Here is a 20,962-nt window from a genome sequence, read left to right on the forward strand (position 1 = left end):
ATTCGCCCGCCCATTTGCTTGAATAGGCGCATCGGGCCCCAATGGGAGGTGGGCCCCATTCGCAAGGAGGAGAATATGGGAACTTGGGATGTGTCGCGTCGCGGCTTTCTGAAAGGCGCCATGCTGGGTGCCGTAGGCGCAGGCGTAGCCGGTACGGGCCTGGTGGGCTGCAGCAGCCCGAAGCAGGGCGCTTCCACCACAAACGCCGCAACCGCAACCTCGGGCGCTCAGGGTGACGTTATCGCCGCCGCGCAACTGAATCCGCAGGATTACGACTATCGCGACAACACCACCGACTTCAAGACGCTCTTCAGCAGCTGGAACCTGGGCAGCGTGGAGATTGGTAACCGCATGTGCAAGTCGGCTGCTGGTTCGGCCACCTACCTGGCAGGCTACACCGAGGAGCTGTATCAGTACTACCTGAACTTCGCCAAGGGCGGCGTGGAGATGATCTGGGTAGAAGGCGAAGCCATCACCATGCCCATGGATGGCAGCCCCCTGCCCAGCGAAGTGACCGACTTCTTCAAGAAACTTTCCGCTGAATGCGCAACGTACGGCGCTCACCTGGGCTTCCAGTGGGCCCCCTTCGGCCTGGACATCGCCGACATGCCAGTCGAAACCATCAAGGGCATCGAAGCTGCTGGCGCAGCACTCGCCGTGGCCTTGAAGGACATGGGCTTCGTAGCCATCGAGATCAACACTGCTGGCTTCAACCAAGGCCATCGCTTCCTCTCGCGCTTCTACAACACGCGCACTGACGAGTACGGCGCGGGCAGCATCGAGAATCGCGCTCGCTTCGACGCCGAATGCATTCAGGCCATTCATGCAGCTGCCGGCAACGATTTCGCCGTGCAGATCCTCATGGAGTGCGTTGAGGAAAACGACAATCTCACCAACGACTGCACGCTCATGACGCTCGACAACGCCGTAACCGAGCCGCACAACTCCGCCACCACCATCCAGGAGGGCATCGCTCTGGCAAAGGCACTGGAAGCCGCTGGCGCCGACTCGTTCCACCTGCGCCTGGGACCGCTGGGCAATCATCCCTGCCAATTTGGCAGCGACCTGTACTTCCTGCTGAACGGCGTGGAAGGTGCCACGGGCTATGGCACCCAGTGGGACTTCAGCAAGCACTGGGGCGGCAAGCTCATTGGCAACCACAGCGGTGCGGGCATGCTGCTGGACATCGCGGCCATGTACAAGAAGGAGCTGAAGGTTCCCGTAGGCTGCGTTACCTACATGGATCCCGCCCATGCGCCGAACTTCTTCGAAGAAGCCCTGGCCGACGGCAAAGTCGACTTTTACATGATGAATCGCCCGCTCACCGTTGACACGGAATACGTGAACAAGCTGCGCGAGGGCCGCATCGACGAAATCGCTCCCTGCACCCGTTGCCTGCACTGCCACGCTGGCAGCAACGAGATGAACGCCATGATGAGCTACTGCCGCGTGAACGCCCTGACCCAGCGCGTTATGCGCGCAAACGGGCCGGCAACCTACGAGCTTCCCGAAGCTGCCTCCAAGAAGAAGGTCATGGTCGTAGGCGCGGGCCCCGCCGGCATGGAAGCCGCGCGCATCGCCGCCCTGCGTGGTCACGATGTAACGCTGTTCGAGAAGAAGAGCTCCGTAGGCGGTTCGCTCCAGTTCGCGCACAACGTCAAGGGCGAACACGAGAACCTGGAAGATCTCATCGCCTACCTGAAGCGCCAGTGCGAGCTTGCCGGCGTTACCGTGAAGACGAACACCGAAGTCACCGCTGACACCATCGGCCAGGAAGCTCCCGACGCGCTCGTCATCGCCACGGGTGGCGTACGCCCCGAGCTGAACGTTAGCGGCGCCACCGTTATCGACCTCGAAGACTTCCTTTCCGCCGACATGGGCGAAAACGTGGTCGTATACGGATCGAGTGCACAGGCATTCGACACTGCCCTGTGGCTCACGGTCCACAAGAAGAAGGTCAATATCGTCACGCCGAACGGCAACGACGCGCTCGATATGCAGCAGAGTCAGCACGCTCATCGCTTCATGACCACCGCCCTGTACAGCCTGGGCGTGAAGGCATGGCCCGAAAGCACCATCAAGAGCGCATCCGATGGGAAGCTCGTCATCTCTTCGGCCGTGGCTGGCGTTGACGTGGAACTCGACTGCGACGCAATCGTAAACGTAGGCGACATGCAGCCCAACGAAGACCTTTCCGCTGGTACGGGCGTTTCCGAGGTGTACACCGTAGGCGACGCCGCCGCACCGTTCAACATCGCGAAGGCCATCCAGGCCGGCAACGACGCTGGACGCGCAATCTAGCCCTCTCCTTCATCCCGCGGTGGGCACCCCCCTGTAGACATTCGCCCATCGCGCCTCTATGCTGCCCTGCCGATTCGGCCCTACGAAATTGGCAGGGCAGCGCTTATAATTAGGTAGATGCGCTACGGCGCATACGCACCATCGGCTCCGGAAGGACGCGTTGCGCAGTGAAGCTTTACCAAATCATCTACCACGACGACGAATCGTTCAAAGACGAACTATCGGAAATCGCCGCACAGCGAGACGCCATCCCCGATTCCACGGCATTCTTTAACATCTGCTCATGCTCGACCGATTTCTCGATGCTCACGCATGCCGCGAGCATTATCGAGGACATCTTTCCGGGCGCCCCCTACATTGGAGCATCCACCTACAACAACATCGTCAACGCTGAAAACGTCCCCGAGAGCATGACAATCTGCTGCTGGCTTTTCGAAGACGCCCGCTCATACGTGCATGTCGGGCAACTGCCCCTTGCCGAAACCAATGAACAAGGAATCAACGCGGGGAGCATCATCACAAAGGAAGTCAATAGCCTAAGCTACGTACGTGCCGTGCAGCTCTTCACCACGCTCGAGCTTTCCTCCATGACAGAACTCTGCGACCAGCTTGGGGCGCTGAACCCATCAATTCACCTGGCAGGCGGCGCAGCCTTCTTCCCCGTGATCAACAAACCCGACGCGCGCGTCATCTCCTCGGCAGGAACCTGCGCAGACAAGTCCATCGTGTACGCCGCGCTTTGCGGCCCACGCCTACACGTGACCTCGCTCTTCATTTCGGGATGGAAGCCCTTGGGCCGCGAACTGCAGGTTACGAAATCCGAAGGCAACATCGTTCACGAGTTCGATGGGAAGCCCGCATTCGAGGCATATCGCCATTACCTGCACGCTGAAAACGATGAGTCCTTCGCAAATACCATTCGCGCGTTCCCGCTGGCATTCCAGCAGGACGGCGTGAGCATCACGCGTGAACCCATCTTCTGCACGCCCGAAGGCTCGCTCGTGCTTACAAGCGACATCAGCAATGCACGCACCATGCGTATTGCCTATGGCGACCCCGATGCCATCCTGCGCGATGCACGCGAAGCCGCAACGATCATTCGTCGCTTCAAGCCCGAAGGCATTCTGGCGGTATCATGCGCTTCGCGTCATGTGTTCTGGGGCGATCAAATCGCACGGGAGACCCGCCCCTTCCAAGAAGTCGCCCCCACGTACGGCATGTACTCAGCTTCGGAATTCATCCGCACGGGGTCATCGGTGTACCAGAACAACGTATCGCTCGTGATTCTAGCCCTACGCGAAGGCAAGGCCGCAGACCATATTCCCTACGCAAACCAGGTGGGAAACGACCAGATTCACATGGGAAGCACGCCCACGCTGCGCCTGGCCACCTTTATTCAAGCCGTCACGGACGAGCTAGAGGAAGCAAACCGAAAGCTTGACATTATGGCGCGCATGGATACCCTCACCGGACTCTACAACCGCGGCGAAATCGAACGTCGTATCGAAGTTGCCGTAGGCGGACAACCAGCCGTCGGAGGATTTTCGCCCCTGGACAGCGGCGAAACATCGCTCATCATGCTCGATGTCGACAACTTCAAGGCAATTAACGATACCTACGGCCACAAAGCGGGCGACACGGTGCTTCAGCACCTGGGTAGCACGCTTCGCCGATTCTCGCGCACATACCCCCTCGAAGGCGTAGCAGGACGCTGGGGCGGCGAAGAGTTCATGGTGCTTCTGGGAAACTGCAACGCCGATGCCGCAGCTCGCGTAGCGGAAAGCATTCGTCAGCACTTTGCCGGCATTGAAGAACCCGGCATGGAAACCCAGACCGTCAGCCTGGGCGTAACGCAAGTACGGCGCGGGGAATCCGCCGATGACGTGCTTCGACGCGTAGACGACGCGTTGTATGCCGCCAAGGCGAAGGGCAAGAACTGCGTCGTGGTGTTCTAGCAGTTCTCCCCTTCCGCTGTTCCTATTCAAGCGCAAACAACGCCGCGCCCAGTGCGCCGCATAGCTGTGCCTTGTCGGATATGTAGAGCTTCGTTTGAAGCTTCCGCTCGATCGCGTCAACGACGCCGGCATTTTGCGCCACGCCGCCCGTCATCATGAACGACTCTTCCGCGCCAACACGTCGTACGAGCGACGAGATTTTCGAAGCGACGGAGTTATTGAGCCCGTGGACGATATCGGGAACGGCCTTGCTCTGCGCCACCAGGCTCACAACCTCGGATTCCGCAAACACCGAGCACATGCTGGAGATGGTGATGTCTTCGCTCCATTCCAAGCCCATGACGCTCATGTCTTCGAGGGAAATCTGAAGGGCGCGCGCCATCATTTCCAGAAAGCGCCCCGTTCCAGCTGCGCATTTGTCATTCATGGCGAAATTTACGACATTGCCCGCATCGTCGATGCGAATAACCTTGTTGTCCTGTCCTCCGATGTCGATGATGGTACGCACGCTCGGGTTCAGATAGTGAGCTCCCTTCGCATGGCAGGTGATTTCCGTTACCGAATCATCGCCCTCGGCGATGTACGCGCGGCCATACCCCGTGGTAACCACATTGAGCACGTCTTCGCGCCTCATGCCCGCCTGTTCCAATGCCGCCGCCAGACAAGCCTCTGCACTTTTCTCGGCGCCCCCTCCTGTGGGTATGATTTGCGTCGCAACAATATCGCCCACGCCATTCAGAATCACGACATCGGTACTCGTGGAGCCGCTATCAATGCCCGCCACATATACCGGTCGCCCGCTCTTGGCCATTTCGTCCTTCGTCATGGATGCATCCCCTTGAGTATGTTTGGCTGTGCTGGACCGGCCAGCATGCAGCGTTTCGGCAAATGCTTCAATGCGCGTACGCAGCTGCTCGGCGCTTTGCAGCGAGAAGTCCGATTCGATGCGCAGCATGGGCACGTGCAGCTCCTTAGCCGCAAGCGCATATTCCGGCCCGTAAAAATCGCAGAACTTCATGCAGTGATAGACGATTCCCTTCAGGTTGGGATCCTCGAACAGCGCCCGTCGCGCATGCGGGTCGTTCATGCGACGACACGGCATCTGTTCTAGCAAAGCCTGCGCATACGCGTGGAAGAACGCTTCTTCATCGCTCGTAACAAGCGCTTCAGCAGGCATATTCAACATGCGATTTCCCGTGCATGTAAGGTTACGCACGGGAAGCTGGATCGCATCTTCTATCATGGCTTGAAGCTCGGCACCCACGCGCACGCCGAGTACGCCAACGTAATCACCCTGCAACGGCAGTGGGCGTTGAAATGCCGCCTGACATGCAGGCAAATCGAAGCCGCACCCCATCTGCTGCGCATAGGCATCCTTCAGCTTACGCAGCTCGCGCGCTAAAGCATCCACCTGGCATGGGCCACACGAATGGGGCAAATCCATAAGGTACGTAAACGCATGCTCGTCTTCGCGCCGAGAATCGCGCACGACCTCGTAAACGCGGCGCATCGTATCGCAGCAATTCACGAGCACCAAACGATCGGCATCCCCAGCAAGGGCATTCTGAATGACCGTCTTGCCGAACCCGCACAAGTTAACATGGGCAACGCTGTCAGACAAATCGAAATCGTTGGCCATATGTTCCAAGGTCTGGCACGACTGGCCAAAGCCCGCAAAGAGCTCAGTAGGCGTGTACTTGCATACCGTACATATCATGCGCGCCTCCCCTCCAGCAGCTCCAAGAACGCATCGAAGCGTGTGGACGTCTGGCCATCGCTGCGATTCGAGACATCGATACCATCGCCATCGAGCAGCAGGCACGGCATGCCCTCTTCTTCCAAGCGGCGCTTGATGAGGTGAGACACGCCCAACGTTGCCTTGCAGCCCCAGTGATTGTAGAGGACGACGCCATCGGCCTGTGTCATACGCGTCAGTTCAAGCGCACGCTGCACGCGATTCTCGCCCTCCCCATTGAAGCACGAATACACCAGCCTACGTGCCATCGCTTCGTAGGGCTGTGACGGATCGACATCCACCAGCATGGGATCAGCCGCCATGTCGCTGGCGCAAATGAAGCACTCGTCGTTGAAATTCACTCGATCGATGAGTGGCTGCTGAGAGAACGGCATCGTATGCATCCACACCAGGCGAAGGCCACTGCTTTCCGGGGCGTCGCGCATATCGGATTCCAACATCTGGCAAAAACGCTCGGTCTCGGGAGAGCCACTTACCAAGTGATTCATAAGCACTGCGTACATTTCGGTTGTCATATCACCCGGCAGGCGCTTCCCAGGCGAAGCTTGCAGAAATCGCCGATACGCCAAAGCCGACCGCCACGAACGCGCCACTGTCTCGCACAACGCTTCATGCGTAATGGTGCGGTGCGTGCAATCCTGTACGAATTCGACCATCTGCCGCAACTGACGCGCCACGCTGGCCACGGCATCCTGGCTCCTATCGAATGGCACGTCAATGCAAAACCCCGGAACGTCAAACTGCCTTTGGATCGCCGGAAACGTTATGAGATTGCCGTCGCACGCCAACGTGGTATACACGACGAATGCAGGCTTCGGAAGCATGCCAGCTGCCGCAGCGCCCAAATACACACGATGGTAGCTGCACATCGTTTCCGAAAAACCCGCATCGCTCGCCTTATCCAGAAATGCACGTTCCGCCTGAGAGCCGCCGATAAAACTCGAAAGCTGCTCGACGGAATACGGCAGGACCCCCGCCACCTGCAATGGCTCATATGGTGTAAACAGGCTGGTGGCCGCAGCGTTTTCCGGATGTCTCAGCGCCTGGGTAATCTTGCTCATGGCCACGCGAGAGGCATAGCGGCGAGAAGGCGGCAAGCGGCGCTCGCCCACCAGGGCGAGATTTGCCAATTGAGCTCGCCACCCTGCATACATAATGCGACCCGCCCGTCGCGGGTGCTCGTCCACCTGGCTCATAATGAGCTGGCCGAACGTATGCACGACATCCATTCGGTACTTCCTATTCTTTGATATGCAAATAATTTGATTATCTAAGTAAGTATAGGGGTTATCGCCCGTCATGTCTGGGCGAATTACTACGCAGGTAGCGAAACACACAGGCTAATGGCCGCGTGCTGTATCCTCGATGATATCGGTAAAGCCAGATAGGGCGGCGAATGGAGCAAACTGGGCACCTCGGTCTTCACGCGGCATGGGGGCATGCGTGAGGGATACGGGCCTCGGAACATCGACGATGTCGCCATATGCCGCCATGACCGCCATTTCGTCGAGGATCGCCTGGGCCTGTTCGGTATCGAAAGCTTCCCCGCTCATGCGCGATGACCTCCGATCTGGGAATTACGCTGTATGGTAGTGGCGCCCTCTTTCAAATCCATGCCCTTGAGCACGGCATTCTTGCCAAAGCGATGCCGTGCGGCAAGAATGGCCTGCTGCATGCGATGCTCCTGCGCAAGACGAGCGTTTTCGCGCGCCTCACGTTCCTGCTGCTCGGCAGGGTCTTCCAGCAGGGAAAGCTGCTCGCCCGCACCGCTAACGGAATGCGCGGCAGCGGCAAACCCACGCTGCGTAATACCACAAGCCACGACGTTCAGGCGCCGCACCAACAAGTGCCGACTGACGATTTCGTCGAACAAATTCATGACCGCATCTACGATCAGGCGCGAAGACGACGTGCTACACGGAAGCGTTGCCGTGCCATGCGCATGACGCGGCACGCTGCGGCCATACCAATCGGTCGCAGCATCTACGGATACGCCCATGCTGGCCGCAGATTCGCAGTTGGAAATGTCGTAGCCCACGGTAATGACGACCTGATTGCATTCCAGGCCGGCATCGACGAGATCGAATGAAAGCTGGTCGGCCATTTCGCGCATGACCAAACGTGCTTCTTCCCATTCGTACGGGCACATGAGCACCTGACCCGAACCAAGGCTGTTGGACTTCGGACGATAGGATTTCACGTCGGCCATAGTACATGGTTCGTAGCCCCAGGCATGATCGATGAGCAACTCTGCATTCTTGCCGAACAGCCGATACAGCAGATCCTCGTTCCTGCGATCATGCGAACCACCCAGCGAACAGCGAGCAACATCGCCCATGGTATGCATGCCATGGGCTGCCAGCTTGCGCGCATATCCCGGGCCCACGCGCCAGAAATCGGTAATGGGCGTATGAGCCCACAACCTGCGACGATAACTACTTTCGGTAAGCTGCGCAATGCGTGCGCCATGCTCGTTCGGTTGCGCGTGCTTGGCCACGATGTCCATGGCGACCTTGGCCAAATATAGATTCGACCCAATGCCGCATGTAGCGGTAATACCCGTTTCCTGCAAGACTTCGGCCAACAGCTTTTCGGCAAAGGCGCGTGGCGTGATGTGACCCGTTCGCAAATAGCCGGTAACGTCGATGAACACTTCGTCGATGGAATACACGTGCACGTCTTCGGGCGAAACGTGACGCAGGTAGATCTCGTAAATTTCCGCGGAGCGTTTCAGATATTCCGCCATCTGAGGTCGAGCCGCAACGAAATCCACCTCGAGCGATGGGTCTCGTTCCAGTTCGGGAGCGTAGATGGACTTCCCCCGCAGAGTACCGCCTGCAGCGTGCCGCCGCATGGCATTCACCTGAGCCAAGCGCTGCTTCACCTCGAACAGGCGCGCGCGGCCAGAAATGCCCAGCGCCTTCAACGAAGGAGATACCGCCAAGCAGATGGTCTTGTCGGTGCGTTCCACATCGGCCACCACCAGGTTCGCAGTAAGTGGGTCGAGCCCACGTTGCGCGCATTCCACACTGGCGTAAAACGACTTGAGGTCGATGGCTAAATAGGTACGCTCCATAGGCAAACCAACAGGCTAGTCGCTGATATCGGAATCGAGGGTAGCAACAAATTCGTATGCGGGGAACTGGCGATGCAGTTCCTGGCAGACACCTTCCACTACGGCAGGGCGATCGGGGGCGTCGAAGCCCACCACCATGTCGAACTGGACGCGCTTCGCTTCCTCATTCACATAGAAGCCGTGCGTCTGCAGGATGTTGCGGTCGTTGTTCGCCAAGCGCATGAGCGCCAGGAAGATATCGGCCTGTTCGCCCGTACGCTGCGTATTCGTGGAGTAAATGCCCACGGTATGCACCATGACATCGCATTTCTCCATGACGGCATCCTGCACCTTACGCGTAAGGGCGTCGATTTCCGTGGCCGTAAGCGTGTCGTCGACCTCCACGTGCACGCTGCCAAAATAGCGATTCGGACCGTAATCGTTCAGCACCAGGTCGTATGCGCCATGCACACCAGGGACCGTCATGACGGCAGCGCGCACTTCCTGCGCCAAGCTGGCATCGATGCGACCGCCCAGAATCTTCGCGATGGCCTCGCGCAGGATGTCGACGCCAGCCTTGACGATGAAACCGGAGATGACAAGGCCCAGCCAGGCTTCCAACGAGACGCCAAACAGGATGAAGATTACCGCCGCCACCAGCGTAGAGGCGGAAATGATAGCGTCCATGAGGGCATCGGTACCACTGGCGCGCAAGGAGCCGGAATTGAGCGCCTTGCCACGGGAAAGCGCGTAACGGCCCAAAGCGATCTTCGCCACCACGGCAACGCCCACCACGATGAGCGTGACCGCCTCGTACGTAGCCTCTTCGGGGTTGATAATGCGCCAAATGGATTCGCGCGCGGCTTCCACGCCCGCGAAGGCAACCACAATGCCAATGGCGATGGTAGTGAGGTATTCCGCTCGGCCGTGCCCAAACGGATGCGAGGCATCGGCGGGACGCGACGCAAGCTTCGTACCCACGATGGTAACTACGGAAGAGAAGGCGTCGGAGAGGTTGTTCACGGCGTCGAGCTTAATGGCGATGGAGTTTGACAGCGCGCCCACGGCAGCCTTGAACGCCGCAAGCAAGATGTTCGCAACGATGCCCACGATGCTGGCCCTTACGATGCCTGCATCGCGTTCCTGCATGCTGAGCGCCTGAGCGTCTTCGGACATTGCCCCTCCTTTCCGTGTACACCCTTGCAGTATACACGAACAGATGTACGATGTTAAGCAAGCCGCCCCGCACATCACAAATAGTTTGTTAAACCTAATTGAACAGGCGGTTTACGTATAAACAGCACCTGCATCCATATCTGATATTCTAAGGCAAACACAGAAACGGAGATACGCATGAGCACAAACAAAGCCGCCGACGAAGACCGAATACACACCGCCAGCGCCCTGGGCACGAAACCAAGCACGTGGGTGCGCGTCTCACACGATGCGCAGGCCGCCTCCAGCGCTGGCGAACAGGAAGAAGAACAGGTCTACATTCACGGCGACCTCGATGAGGAAGACGACTCCATCGACGACAACGTAGCCGACACCGACTCCATCGCCATGCGTCGCCACCGCGCACGCAAACGCGCGAAACCCCTCTCCCCTGCCGAGCAGCTGAAGCGCAACCGCACGGTCATCTCGGCCGTAGCAGCAGGAGTCATCGTCTCCATCATCAAGTTCATCACCGCCGCCTTCACCGGCTCGGTGGCCATGCTTTCCGAAGGCGTGCATTCGCTGGTAGACGCAGCGAACGATTCGCTCATGCTCGTGGGCGCACGCGGTTCGAAGCGCCAGCCCGACTTGGAGCACCCCTTCGGATACGGGCGCATGGTGTACTTCTATACGTTCATCGTATCCGTGGTCATCTTGCTCTTTGGCGGCGGGTTCACCATCATGCAGGGCATCTCCGCATTGCAATCGCCCGAAACAGGCGTGGAGAACCCCGTCGTGGCTATCGTAGTGCTGCTCGTGGGCACCGCCATTGAAAGCGTTTCGCTCTCCATCGCGTTTCGCGAGGTAAACCAAGCGCGCGGCGACGATACGCTCATGGAGTACATCCGCACGAGCAAGGCGCCCACCAGCTTTACCGTGCTATTGGAAGACACTGCCGCCGTGTTGGGCATGCTGTTCGCGCTGGCGGGCATCGTGGCCACGGCCCTTACGGGCAATGGAACCTACGACGCCATCGCCTCCATTGCCATTGGCGCGCTCATGGCCATCTTCGCCGTGGTACTGGTGCGAGAAACATCGAGCCTGCTCATTGGCGAGGGCCTCGATCGCGACGAGATCGAGGACATCGTGTTCATCGTGGAGGAGGATCCCGCCGTCATCAAATGCGGCCGCGTGCTCTCCATGTACATGGGTCCGAAAGACATGGTCCTGAACCTGGACGTGACCTTCGATGACGAGCTCGACGAAGGAGATATCCTGCAGGCCATCGACCGCGTTGAAGCCGAAATCATCGATGATTATCCGCAGTGTTCCGCTATCTTCATCGAGGTGGAATCGCTGAATCAGGTGTACCGCCAACGCGCCGACCGCGCCCTGGCCTTCCAAGAGGCGGAAGAGGATTAATCCGCCGACGGCCGCAGCGCGCATCCCTTCGGGACCCCGCTCCGCTACTCACGTGGCTTAAGCCCCACACGGGCCTAAGCCTACGCTCGTGCGCTGCACTGGTTCATGCTTTTACTTGCGCTGCCCAGGATGCCCCACGGATTTGCGTGAAGCTTCGCTTCCCGCTCTCCGTGGGGCATCCTGGGCTTAGCGCATTTTTGTATGCTTTCACAGGGTCCCGAAGGGGGTGCGCGCTGCGGCCGTACCGACGGGTGAGCGAGGCAATCTTTTGTTGGCGCGAGTCGGACCCGTGAACAAACCTCCGTCCCCCGTTCACACAGCCTCTGCCACGTACAGGCAATTCGCGTTTCAAGTGGATGAACAATCGGCACGGTAGCTGACGCGCGGGTATACTGGGTCGTACGAAAGAAAGGACACCGCATGCTCGCAAATCCCAACGCAACGCTCGAAGCTCTTACCAGCTGGATCCGCGACTACTTCGCCGAAAATGGCTCCACCGCACACGCCGTCGTGGGCATTTCGGGCGGCAAGGATTCCAGCGTAGTCGCCGCGCTCTGCGTACGCGCGCTGGGCGCCAACCGCGTAGTGGGAGTGCTCATGCCGAACGGCGAGCAGGCCGATATTGAAGACGCGCGCGAGGTCGTAGCGCATTTGGGCATTCGCTCCATCTGCGTGGACATATCGGGCGCAACCGCAGCGCTTTCAAGCGCACTCATTGGCGCCGAGGGATTCGCCGAAGCAGCGGGCGACAACGCGGGACTCTCGCGCGACACGCGCATCAACCTTCCCGCACGCATTCGCATGACCACGCTTTACGCCGTAGCGCAAAGCCTGCCCAGCGGCGCACGCGTGGCAAACACCTGCAATCGCAGCGAAGACTACGTGGGCTACTCCACGAAGTACGGCGACGCTGCGGGTGATTTCAGCCCACTCGCGAACATCCTGGTAGAGGAAGTACGTCAGCTGGGCAGTGCGCTCGGTCTTCCCGAGCACCTGGTTCAGAAGACGCCAAGCGACGGGCTTTCAGGCCAGAGCGACGAAGACAAGCTCGGCTTCACGTACGCCACGCTCGACCATTACATCACCACGGGCGAATGCGATGACGCCGCCGCGCGAGAACGCATCGATACGCTCCACACCATGAACCTGCACAAGCTGAAGCCCATGCCGGCATTTCAGCTGTAAGCTTCACGCCATACGCTACTGCCGAGCGCGAGGGCCCAAAAGCTCTTGCGCTCCTCTTTTCGACCCCTCCATGCGCACCCGCTTACACGATCTTTCGCGCACCCCGTTCGCATCCTCCCGCGCATGCTTTCACTCCTCCCCACACCCCCTATGCCATCCCAAGGCTCCACGTACGCAGCCCTATCGCGTACGCCGCATGCCACGCACCGCCTACCATCTGCGCCTTCTTATTGAACTATTTTGAACTCGTTGCTTTTACCAGAACAAGGGCGGTGGTAAGCTTGGGATATTGAACTTCCGGAGCAAGGAGGCACCATGGCAAAGCAAACGTTCGCAGATCGGCTGGTGCTGGCAATGGACCAGCGCGGCCTCAAGCAGATCGATTTGGTTCATATTGCCGCCCAGAACCACGTTAAACTTGGAAAAAGCCAGGTTAGCCAGTATATTAGCGGAAAAACGATCCCACGAGCGGGCGTCATGGAGTTCCTTGCAGACACACTTGGCGTCTCGAAGGAATGGCTTGCCGATGGAACCCCTATTCCCGTTGCCAAGCCCATTGAACCCGCTCCCGCAGCCACCGCTGCAAAAGTTGAACCAACACCTGCCAGCCCTCATTTCCAGAACGCGGCATCACAGCCCGCGGCAAGCGCTGCAACCACGGCAAGTTCATCGACTACACAACCCGCTGCGGCACCCGTTCGCCCAACCACAACCACTGCCGCTGCGCAAACCGGCTTCGCTGCCGCAGCAACCGCTGCCGCCGCACGAGCCGCTGCACCTCACCCCGCTCCGCAACCCACCCCGAACACTCCCCTGGAGGCCCGACACATGCGTACCTTCGCCAAATCTTCCAAGCTCGATAACGTCCTCTACGACGTGCGCGGTCCCGTGGTCGACGAAGCCAACCGCATGGAGGACGCGGGCACACAGGTCTTGAAGCTCAACATCGGCAACCCCGCCACGTTTGGGTTTCGCACGCCCGACGAAGTCATCTACGATATGCGCCGCCAGCTCACCGACTGCGAGGGCTACTCGGCGAGCCGCGGCCTCTTCAGCGCGCGCAAGGCCATCATGCAGTACTCGCAAATCAAGGGACTGCCCAACGTAACCATGGACGACATCTACACGGGCAATGGCGTAAGCGAACTCATCAACATCTGCATGTCCGCGCTGCTCGACTCTGGCGACGAGATTCTCATCCCCTCGCCCGATTACCCGCTCTGGACGGCATGCGCGACGCTTGCCGGCGGCACGCCCGTGCATTACATCTGCGACGAGCAGGCGGAATGGTATCCCGATATGGACGACATCCGCTCGAAGATCACCAGCCGCACGAAGGCCATCGTCATCATCAACCCGAACAACCCCACCGGCGCGCTCTACCCGCGCGAGGTACTGCAGGAAATCGTTGACATCGCTCGCGAGCACCAGCTCATCATCTTCAGCGACGAAATCTACGATCGCCTGGTCATGGATGGCGAAGAGCACGTCTCCATCGCCAGCATGGCGCCCGACCTGTTCTGCGTTACCTTTAGCGGCCTTTCGAAGTCGCACATGATCGCGGGCTTCCGCATTGGCTGGATGGTCCTTTCGGGCAACAAGCGCATCGCCCGCGACTACATTCTGGGCCTGAACATGCTTTCCAACATGCGCCTCTGCAGCAACGTGCCCGCGCAATCCATCGTGCAGACGGCGCTCTGGGGCCATCAGAGCGTACAGGACTACATCGTGCCCGGCGGGCGTATCTACGAACAGCGCGAATTCGTATACAACGCCCTGAAGGACATTCCGGGCATTTCCGTGGTGAAGCCGAAGGCAGCGTTCTACATCTTCCCGAAGATCGACACCGCGCGCTTCAACATCACCGACGACGTGCAGTTCGCCCTGGACCTGCTGCGCGAGAAGCGCATCCTCGTCGTGCAGGGCACCGGCTTCAACTGGTCGCATCCCGACCACTTCCGCGTGGTTTATCTGCCGCGTGTTGAGGTTTTGGGCACCGCCATGGAACAACTCGCCGACTTCCTGATGTACTATCGTCAGTAACTCACAACCCGGCCGCCGCGCCTCGCGAGAACCACCTAGCGCGGCGGCTGAAAGCGGGCTCATGCCCGCTTGTTACCTCGCGAAAGGATGCCATACATGAACAGAAGCGCATCGAACGTACCCGCAGATGCCCTAGCGGGCAACCCAGGCAACCCCACGGGCGAAGCAGGGCGCGCCATGCTGGAACGCATGAACGAAAGCCACGGCGAGCTCACCGAGTGGGCGCTGGGCTTCGTGGAATTCCAGAATGGGTACGAAGCGCTCGACGTAGGCTGCGGAGGCGGCGCCACCATGCAGCGCATCGCACGACGCTACGCGGGCGGCCACGTGCACGGCATCGACCATTCCAAGGAAGCCGTCGCCCTTGCACGGAAAACGAACCAGAAGACCATCGAAGCGGGCCGCATGACGGTACGCCGCGCTTCCGTGGAACGCTTGCCCTTCGACAGCGGGTCGATTGACATGGCAGTCAGCGTGGAAAGCCTGTACTTCTGGCCGCGCCCCGACGCCGGCCTAGGCGAAATCTGCCGCGTGCTGCGGCAAGGCGGGCAGCTGGTCATTGCGCTCGAGGCGTACGAAAACGGCAATCTGCCGGAAAACGTGCAGGCGAATGCGCAGCAGTTCGGGTTATTCATGCCCACCATGGGCGAGCTTCGCTGCCTCCTTCGCGAAGCGGGCTTCGACAGCGTGGACATCTGCACGCAGCCCAATACGCTCTGGCTGGCGGCTATCGCCACGAAATAGCCGGTTTCCATAGGGCTACAAGGCCGTCTCGCAGCAATGCGGGATGGCCTTTTTCGTTGGATGAGACCATGTAGCCATGCGCGGGAAAACGATGCCTCAGACGACGGCTCATGACGTTGCGGGATTTGGCCGCGAACTTGCAGCGTGGTAATGCGCGCGTTCGCGAAGCCGCTCGCGCCACGCGAAATGAAGGGTGCGCGGAGAAGCGCAGGCTAGAGCTCGTTTGTGTCGAGCCAGATGGTGAACGGACCGCTGTTTTCGATGGACACGTGCATGTCGGCGCCGAATTCGCCCACGGCAATGATGCCCAGGTCGTTTTGGGCCAACTGGCAGAAATAGCGGTACAACTCGCGTGCCTTCTGCGGGTTGCCCGCCTCGGTGAAGCCGGGGCGATTACCACGGCGGCAGTTCGCGTACAGCGTGAACTGCGAGACCACGAGCACTTCCCCATTCACGTCCGCAAGCGAGAGGTTGGTTTTTCCGTTCTCGTCATCAAAGATGCGCAAGCGCGAAATCTTGCGCCACAAACGCTCGGCTTCGGCTTCCGAATCGTCTTCGCCAACGCCCAGAAACACCACCAGACCGCGCGAAATGTCGCGGTGGGGCTCACCTTCGATAATGCCCGAAAACGTGCCTTCCGTGCCATCCTGAATGGCTACAGAGGCACTCGTAACGCGTTGAAGCAAAGCCCGCATGGCTATTCCCCCTCCGTTGGTAGGTTTGTGGCGATTGCGGAGCCAAACACGACCTGCGCAATGCGCTCGGTGGCGTGCCCGTCGCAGGCCGACATGAACTTCTCGCGGAACGCATCGATCTGCATGGCGTCGAAATCGCGTTCGGCGGCGGTCAGCCACGCGACCAGCTCTTCCGTGGTCGTGCACACCGGGCCCGGCGTAAGCTCGTCGTAGTCGTAGTAGAAGCCGCGCCAATCGTCGTAGTCGGCGCGGTCGTAGGCGAAGAAGGCCAGCGGGCGACGCAGGAGCGAGTACTCGAACACGAGCGACGAGTAGTCGGAAATGCACGCAGAGCTGGCGGCCATAAGCTCGTCGATGGCCAAGTCACCGTGCGTGACGTCGAACGCGAAGTCGCGGCAGCTGTCGGGAATTGCAGGCGGCTGCTTCACGAAGGGGTGATGCTTGATGACGAGCGCCCAACGATCGCCAAACTCCTGCTTCAGGCGTTCGATATCCAGCTGGTCGGGGCCTTCCGCACTAGCCACGCGGCCACGGAAGGTGGGCGCATACAGCAGGATCTTACGACCAGCGATGCCGGGAAGCGCCTTTTCCACGCGGGCATGCGAGCGCTGCAGGAAATCGGGACGGAAGAATATATCGGTACGGCTGACGCCCAGGGCCTGCACAACCTGGGGCATATCCTCCAGATGCATGGCCTCGATGTAAGCCCAATTCACTTCGGGGCTGCTGGTGGTTACCAGCGAAAGGTTGCTGTAGAACGGATGGCGCAGCTTCTGCTTGCGCGAACCGCCGAACTTCAGGTCGGCCGTGCTCATGCCCCATTTCTTGAAAGCGCCGCAGCCATGCCACAGCTGCACCACCTGCGAGCCCTCGCGCAGCGGCACGCAGCTGACCACGTTCGAGGCATCGTTCAGGAACACGTAGGGAGCCGTAGCGATTTCGCGGAGCATGGCCAGGCAGTTGCGATGGTACTGGGTGTAGCGCACGCGCGATTCGCCCAGGAAGAGCACGCTGAGGGAAAGCCCAGACTCGCGCTGCAAGCGCTCGTGCATGAGCTTGAAGCTGTCGGAGAGCTTCGGCTCGCGCACTTCCACGAACACGACTTTGCCCGGAACGAGCGGCTGACGCGCTGCCCTTCGGTACACGCGCGGATACCACACCGAGAGGCAAAATTCGCGCATCAGACGCTTCGGAATGCGCAAGAGCGGCTTGAGGATGGACATGGGTCTCCTGTTCGGGCAATGCTAGGTAACTGGGATAGGATACACCACGCACGGACGGAGCGGGAAACGGCGAGCGAGGGCGAAGGCACGGCTTGAAGACTGCGCGCACGACGAGAAACAGTCCCGTACGCGAAATAGACCACACGGAAATGCTCCGCCCACACGCGTCCGGGGTCGCACGAACGCCGCTAAGCCGCCGTTGTTCGCACGCGGGCACTCACATGGGCCACGCCACGCAACCGGGCTCCCAGCCAGCTGAAGGGCTTGCTGAACACGGGAAGAGACAGCACCACGGTGATGATGACGCCCAGGCCAATGCACACGAAGGGCCACGAGATGCCGTGCGCCATCAGGAAGCCATAGGCATCGCAAGCGTGCAAAGCGCAAAGAACGGGGAAATGCAGCATGTAGACAGCCAGCGTTCTCGTTCCGAATTCCGAAACAAGTGCAATGCGGCGGCGCGGCACAACCGCCAACACGCTCGCGCACATAGCGGCAGAAATGACATACGCCACTCCGCGATGCATCCATGAGCAGCCTACCAAGCCAGCTTTGATAGCGTTCTCGAATGAATTCCGCCCTGTGAACAGCGGACGGAAATGGTAAGCGTCACCGACGCGCACAAGGCACAAAACAGCGAAAGCCACGATGACCACGACCCCCACTACGCGCAGCCACGGGTACGCCAACGCACGCTCAACCCGAGCGGGATTCAACATATGGCCCAGCCAGAAGAAGGGCAGGAACACCATGATACGCGAGAGGTAAAGGTAGTCGGAAATGCTGGAGTCATAGCCAACCAGCATGCCCAAAACGAGCGCCCCAACCAGAACAACCCAAACGTTCACACGACGCAAGATCCATGAGAACGTGTAAAACGCAGCGAGTGCAAAGAGATACCAGGGAATCCCTCCATCGCCGAGCAGGGTAAACTTCACCGCACTCGTATCGCCGCCCTGGATAACGGCGATCACAAAATACGTCGCGAACAGAAGGACCTTCAGCAGAAAGCCGAGAGCGACCATCTGCACGACGCGCTCAAGCGTCTTCTGACCCGTAAGTCGTTCGCGACTCAGGAACAGGCCGGAGATGAAAAGAAACAGCGGCATGTGAAATGAATAGATGAAGACGAACAGGCTTTTCGCACCCGGATGAGAGATAGCGCACATGTCGATAACGTGGCCGACAACCACCAAGACGATCAACACGAATTTCACGTTGTCGTAATACGCAATGCGCCCATGCGATTGCGCTACCGCGTCCTTCACGTGTTCCCCCATTCTTCCCCCGATTCTCTCACGCTTCACCAGGCCAGAATACATTTGCCTATTGTAGCCATATGCGCTAACGAGAGGCAAAAGGGACCAGCGAAACATCAGCGAGATGGAATCATGACGCCGCCCCATTTTTCCGGAAAAACTGGGTTTCAGACTGCTTATCGCGGGCGAAATGGCGCCCAAGGAAAAATCGAACTGGGGGTTTCAAAGCAACCCACCACAAGCAGGTCCATTTCTCCGGAAAACTGAAAAGCCCATGCGCACATCCATGGACGCAACGCATCAGCGGCGGGTTCCGCTCCAACCACCACAACGGATATCGCGCAGTTAGTGAGAGTCGCACAACAGTCGCGCAATGGTCGCGTTTCGATAGCGCACCAGGTCAAAGATAAAGCCCGTTTATCTGGGGAAATATATAGTAGATTTAGCGATTGCAGTCCGCTAAACTCGATGGCAAATCGCCTCGACGAAACGCCTTTCCAATCGCATTTTCGGTAGCCATCAAGCATCTGCGGGGGCGAAGCCCAAGGCATACATTTCAGCGGCACTAGGTTCTATCAGGCCCATGCATACGGGATTGGGAGGAATCGTTGACGACGTTCATTCTTGGTTACCGCACGGCACTTGCATATTGGAGCGCGCGCAAGTCGAGCACACTCCATCGCCCCCTCTCTCCATCCGAAGAAATGTGCGCGCTGGCAGAAGCCGCTACGCCCAGCAAAGACCAGGCGATGAGGATCATCGAGGCGCAGCTCTTTTCGGGAATCGAAGCGCCATTAGACCTGATCGTAACAAAGAGAAACGCATCCCTACGGACTTCGTATATGCGCGTCCACGGACAAGTCTCGCCGTTACCTCCCGGTTCCATCACCTTCGCGGGAAGCATTTCGGGAGATGAAGACGAATTGAGCGTATTTGTCTCCACCCCAGAACTCTGCCTCGTTCAGATGGGATGCTTCGCGGAACGACACGAGCTCGCAGAGCTCGCCTTCGAGTTATGCGGCGACTACGCGCTTCGCCCTGATGGGATGGGCGGAACCAATATTATCAAGCGACCGCATACAACAACCGCCGATAGCTTACGTGCGTACATCGCAAGAGCAGCAGATGTGCACGGCGTAAAACGCGCACGGTTTGCAGCCGAGTGCGTCGTAGATAGCTCAAGGTCGCCACGCGAATCGCAAATTGCGCTCGAAATGACGCTATCGCATAGGCTGGGAGGATACGGGCTGCCACGACCGAAGCTAAACGAAAAGATCACCCTAGAAGGAGCAGCTCGCAGAGCGGCGGGCGTACGAGAAATCTATCCCGATTTCTATTGGCCCAACGCAGGACTTGTCCTCGAATACGACAGCGACGCATTTCACTCAGACAGCGCCAAACGCGAGCGGGACATCCGCAAACGCAATGCCTACGAGATGCTCGGACTCCACGCGTTGTCCTTAACGCATCGGCAATTCACCGACCAGCTTCAATTTGCCTGCATCATGGAAGAAGTCGGCAGAATGCTGGGATGCAAGACACATGCCTTAACAACAATCCAGCAGCGCAAACGCGCCCAACTACACGGCTTTCTTACACACGGAAGCAGGCAACCCCGTTTATAGCGCCCTCGTAAAGGCAACCACCGCGTCAGTTTTTCCGGAGAAATGGACCTGCCAGAGGAGTGTTCGGACGGAATCGCGCTCGGGAACACTCGCGAGCTGGGGCTTCGCGATGGCGCCCATCCGGAGAGGTCGGTTTCTCCGGAAAAACGAATCGAGGCTGAGGGGCAAGGCGGCGGAGGCGGAAATGCGAAAGTGCAGGCGATAGACGATCGGGGCCTCGAGCAGGGCAATCTAGTCTCGGCGGCTTTCCATGGCCGCCCGTACGGTGCGGCCCCAAGACAAAGCGCACGCTCGGGCAGGTGTGGAAAGGGCGAAGCCGGTGAAACTCGAGTGAGTACGAGAGGATAACGCCGACGACTGACGACCAGAGCGGAAGCAACGACCTGCGCGATAAGGCCCGAAAAAATGCCTGCGCTGGTGGGCGGAGGTATCGCCCACCAGCGCAGATAGGTTTAAACGGAGGAGCCCGACCTGGGCCTTGATCGCGCTCCCCCGCTCTATCCATGACCCGCGGGCTTGTGCCCGCAGGTCCTAGATAACGAAG

Annotated in this window: 15 protein-coding genes; 7 read left to right on the forward strand and 8 right to left on the reverse strand. The window is 59.2% G+C overall.

Translation table 11 applies throughout. The features are described 5' to 3' along the window. Positions 1-75: 75 nt before the first annotated feature. Entirely contained in the window at positions 76-2,301 is a 2,226-nt protein-coding gene (locus tag AAY81_RS07395; RefSeq protein WP_066663350.1) for an oxidoreductase, read from the forward strand. Between the two features lie 167 nt (positions 2,302-2,468). After that, positions 2,469-4,256, forward strand: a complete 1,788-nt coding sequence (locus AAY81_RS07400; RefSeq protein WP_066663353.1) for a sensor domain-containing diguanylate cyclase — start codon at positions 2,469-2,471, stop codon at positions 4,254-4,256. Between the two features lie 22 nt (positions 4,257-4,278). Here AAY81_RS07400 and AAY81_RS07405 read toward each other — a convergent pair whose 3' ends face one another. The 5 genes from AAY81_RS07405 to AAY81_RS07425 all read right to left on the reverse strand — a co-directional run bounded on the left by AAY81_RS07405 (position 4,279) and on the right by AAY81_RS07425 (position 10,243). Next, positions 4,279-5,973 (reverse strand): acyl-CoA dehydratase activase, encoded by a 1,695-nt coding sequence (locus tag AAY81_RS07405; RefSeq protein ID WP_066663356.1) that lies wholly within the window; start codon positions 5,971-5,973, stop codon positions 4,279-4,281. Then, positions 5,970-7,241, reverse strand: a complete 1,272-nt coding sequence (locus AAY81_RS07410; protein ID WP_066663359.1) for a 2-hydroxyacyl-CoA dehydratase subunit D — start codon at positions 7,239-7,241, stop codon at positions 5,970-5,972. Before AAY81_RS07410 ends, AAY81_RS07405 begins: the two co-directional genes overlap by 4 nt. A 111-nt stretch (positions 7,242-7,352) precedes the next feature. After that, the gene (locus AAY81_RS07415) at positions 7,353-7,565 is read right to left on the reverse strand and encodes a hypothetical protein (protein ID WP_066663362.1); all 213 of its coding nucleotides are present in this window, start codon (positions 7,563-7,565) and stop codon (positions 7,353-7,355) included. Beyond that, positions 7,562-9,088 (reverse strand): Y-family DNA polymerase, encoded by a 1,527-nt coding sequence (locus AAY81_RS07420; protein ID WP_066663365.1) that lies wholly within the window; start codon positions 9,086-9,088, stop codon positions 7,562-7,564. Before AAY81_RS07420 ends, AAY81_RS07415 begins: the two co-directional genes overlap by 4 nt. Before the next feature lie 15 nt (positions 9,089-9,103). Beyond that, positions 9,104-10,243: a cation diffusion facilitator family transporter gene (locus tag AAY81_RS07425; protein ID WP_066663368.1), complete on the reverse strand. Its 1,140-nt coding sequence runs from the start codon at positions 10,241-10,243 to the stop codon at positions 9,104-9,106. Between the two features lie 177 nt (positions 10,244-10,420). On the opposite strand from AAY81_RS07425, the gene AAY81_RS07430 reads away from it, so the two are divergent. The 4 genes from AAY81_RS07430 (at position 10,421) to AAY81_RS07450 (ending at position 15,616) form a co-directional block, all read left to right on the forward strand. After that, positions 10,421-11,644, forward strand: a complete 1,224-nt coding sequence (locus AAY81_RS07430; RefSeq protein WP_082867916.1) for a cation diffusion facilitator family transporter — start codon at positions 10,421-10,423, stop codon at positions 11,642-11,644. Between the two features lie 420 nt (positions 11,645-12,064). Then, a complete protein-coding gene (gene nadE, locus AAY81_RS07435; RefSeq protein WP_066663371.1) occupies positions 12,065-12,829 on the forward strand; it encodes an NAD(+) synthase in 765 nt (254 codons plus the stop codon). 315 nt (positions 12,830-13,144) lie between these two features. Next, positions 13,145-14,872 (forward strand): aminotransferase class I/II-fold pyridoxal phosphate-dependent enzyme, encoded by a 1,728-nt coding sequence (locus tag AAY81_RS07445; protein ID WP_074777214.1) that lies wholly within the window; start codon positions 13,145-13,147, stop codon positions 14,870-14,872. Between the two features lie 96 nt (positions 14,873-14,968). After that, a complete protein-coding gene (locus AAY81_RS07450) occupies positions 14,969-15,616 on the forward strand; it encodes a class I SAM-dependent methyltransferase (RefSeq protein ID WP_066663378.1) in 648 nt (215 codons plus the stop codon). 212 nt (positions 15,617-15,828) lie between these two features. Here AAY81_RS07450 and dtd read toward each other — a convergent pair whose 3' ends face one another. The 3 genes from dtd to AAY81_RS07465 form a co-directional block, all read right to left on the reverse strand. Then, positions 15,829-16,311, reverse strand: a complete 483-nt coding sequence (dtd, locus tag AAY81_RS07455) for a D-aminoacyl-tRNA deacylase (RefSeq protein ID WP_066663381.1) — start codon at positions 16,309-16,311, stop codon at positions 15,829-15,831. Positions 16,312-16,313: 2 nt separating this feature from the next. Further along, positions 16,314-17,534 carry a CDP-glycerol glycerophosphotransferase family protein gene (locus tag AAY81_RS07460; RefSeq protein WP_066663385.1) on the reverse strand — a complete coding sequence of 407 codons (1,221 nt, stop codon included), beginning with the start codon at positions 17,532-17,534 and terminating at the stop codon, positions 16,314-16,316. A 188-nt stretch (positions 17,535-17,722) separates the two neighbouring features. Then, a complete protein-coding gene (locus tag AAY81_RS07465; RefSeq protein WP_074777220.1) occupies positions 17,723-18,802 on the reverse strand; it encodes an acyltransferase family protein in 1,080 nt (359 codons plus the stop codon). A 599-nt stretch (positions 18,803-19,401) separates the two neighbouring features. On the opposite strand from AAY81_RS07465, the gene AAY81_RS07470 reads away from it, so the two are divergent. Further along, positions 19,402-20,418 carry a hypothetical protein gene (locus AAY81_RS07470; protein WP_143117346.1) on the forward strand — a complete coding sequence of 339 codons (1,017 nt, stop codon included), beginning with the start codon at positions 19,402-19,404 and terminating at the stop codon, positions 20,416-20,418. Positions 20,419-20,962: the final 544 nt, after the last annotated feature.

The sequence above is a fragment of the Denitrobacterium detoxificans genome (assembly GCF_001643775.1).
Taxonomy (GTDB): Bacteria; Actinomycetota; Coriobacteriia; order Coriobacteriales; family Eggerthellaceae; genus Denitrobacterium; species Denitrobacterium detoxificans.

Coding starts and splice junctions, on each gene's coding strand:
- AAY81_RS07430 (WP_082867916.1), top strand. CDS start 10,421: ATGAGCACAAACAAAGCCGCCGACGAAGACCGAATACACACCGCCAGC.
- nadE (WP_066663371.1), top strand. CDS start 12,065: ATGCTCGCAAATCCCAACGCAACGCTCGAAGCTCTTACCAGCTGGATC.
- AAY81_RS07420 (WP_066663365.1), bottom strand. CDS start 9,088: ATGGAGCGTACCTATTTAGCCATCGACCTCAAGTCGTTTTACGCCAGT.
- AAY81_RS07460 (WP_066663385.1), bottom strand. CDS start 17,534: ATGTCCATCCTCAAGCCGCTCTTGCGCATTCCGAAGCGTCTGATGCGC.
- dtd (WP_066663381.1), bottom strand. CDS start 16,311: ATGCGGGCTTTGCTTCAACGCGTTACGAGTGCCTCTGTAGCCATTCAG.
- AAY81_RS07415 (WP_066663362.1), bottom strand. CDS start 7,565: ATGAGCGGGGAAGCTTTCGATACCGAACAGGCCCAGGCGATCCTCGAC.
- AAY81_RS07445 (WP_074777214.1), top strand. CDS start 13,145: ATGGCAAAGCAAACGTTCGCAGATCGGCTGGTGCTGGCAATGGACCAG.
- AAY81_RS07395 (WP_066663350.1), top strand. CDS start 76: ATGGGAACTTGGGATGTGTCGCGTCGCGGCTTTCTGAAAGGCGCCATG.
- AAY81_RS07405 (WP_066663356.1), bottom strand. CDS start 5,973: ATGATATGTACGGTATGCAAGTACACGCCTACTGAGCTCTTTGCGGGC.
- AAY81_RS07410 (WP_066663359.1), bottom strand. CDS start 7,241: ATGGATGTCGTGCATACGTTCGGCCAGCTCATTATGAGCCAGGTGGAC.
- AAY81_RS07425 (WP_066663368.1), bottom strand. CDS start 10,243: ATGTCCGAAGACGCTCAGGCGCTCAGCATGCAGGAACGCGATGCAGGC.
- AAY81_RS07450 (WP_066663378.1), top strand. CDS start 14,969: ATGAACAGAAGCGCATCGAACGTACCCGCAGATGCCCTAGCGGGCAAC.